Source organism: Pseudonocardia terrae (genome assembly GCF_021343995.1).
Taxonomy (GTDB): Bacteria; Actinomycetota; Actinomycetes; order Mycobacteriales; family Pseudonocardiaceae; genus Pseudonocardia; species Pseudonocardia terrae.
In genome coordinates this window covers 1-1,479 of record NZ_JAJTTE010000143.1, presented here as the reverse complement: position 1 = coordinate 1,479, position 1,479 = coordinate 1, and the positions used below count along the sequence as shown (strand labels likewise).

1 protein-coding gene is annotated in these 1,479 nt (G+C 71.9%); it reads right to left on the bottom strand.

Annotation, left to right across the window (positions count from 1 at the left end; translation table 11 throughout):
• Window positions 1-138: 138 nt before the first annotated feature.
• The coding region (locus LWC33_RS34610) for an IS1380 family transposase (protein ID WP_233308929.1) at window positions 139-1,479 on the bottom strand (1,341 nt) is incomplete at its 5' end.

Here is a 1,479-nt window from a genome sequence, read left to right as displayed (position 1 = left end):
CCTGGATCCACTGTCGATCTTGGGTCGTGCCGCTAGTTGATCTTTGGCGTCTGGTGGCGATGCCCGGGCATGGGTGAGCTGCCGGTCTGTCCGGCTGTTCCACTGGTGTTCTCCGGTCGGGCCCCGTGGGGGTGGTGGTCAGGATGTGCTGGGGAGGGGGTCGTGCAGGGCGCGGCGGAACAGCTCGTCCAGCCCGGGTTCCCAGGGCCAGCCGCGGGGGAGGTGGAGGATCTGCTGGTGCGCGGAGTGCGCGACCCTTGCGGGAGCGGCGATCAGGCGGGCGCGCAGCGTCGCGACTCGTTCGCGGGTGTGCCGGCCCCCGGCCAGGGCGCCGGCGGCGCGAGTGAGGTTGTGGGAGATCGCGGCGCAGACCAGCCAGGCGGCGTTGGCGGTGAACACCCCCGAGGGCAGGTGGGCCAGCGGGCCGTTCTTCAGCTCGGCGATGACCTGCTCGACGACGGCGTGGTCGCGGTGGGTGGCCTCGGCGGCCAGCATCGGCTCGGGGTTGTCGGTGAACACGGCGTGGTAGCGGTAGACCGCGAACATCTCCGACTGCCCGGCGGGCACGTGCCTGGGGTTGAGTCGGCGGACGCGACGCACGATCAGCCGCGCGGTGACGTGGTCACGCTTGCGGCGGCCGGTGAACGCGGTGAACGACACTTCGGCGACCTCGGCGTCGGAGATCCAGCGTTGCTCGGCCTCGTCGTAGATCGCGTTCGGGTAGCGGATCGACGTCCACGCCGCCTCGTCGATGCTGGTGATCGCTCTGGTCACGGTCTTGGTGAGGCGGGCGGTGACGGAGAATCGGGCCCCGGCGCGGCGGCATGTGTTGATGATGTCGTGGCCGTAGTAGGCGGAGTCCGCCCGGACCAGCAGCATCCCGTGCCGGGCGGTGCCGGCGCCGATGCGCCGCGCGGTGGCCAGGGCTTCGGCCAGCAGCCGGGGTGCGCCGCGGGCGGAGTTGGTCGAGCCCCGCCGGAGCCGGGTCGCGGCGATCACCGGTGCGGCGGTCGGGGCGGACAGCACCGCGAGCAGCGCGTTCAACCCCTTGATCCCGGTGTAGCCGCGTCCGGCGCCCTGCTTGGCGTAGCCGTAGGTCTGCCGGACGGTGTCGTCCAGATCGAGGTAGGCGACCTGGTCGGCACCAGCCAGCAGCGGGGTTGCCGTGGCGAGCCGGGCGAGTAGTCGGGCGGCGACGGCGTCGAGTTGACGGACGTGGCCGAAGGTGAACCGGCGCAGGAACGTCCCGAGTGTCGACGGGGCCCGGACCTGGTCGAACACCCGGGTCATGCCGCCGTGGCGCAGCAGGTCCAGATCGTCGATCGAGTCCGCCCCGGACACCATCCCGGCGATCACCGCGAGGATCTTCGCGGCAGCGTTCGCGGTGCCCTTCCCGGTCAAGGTCAACGTGTCGGCCAGCAGGGTTCGTAGCCCGCACCGGGCGGCCAGGGCCACGACCGGGACCAGCCCGGCACACGA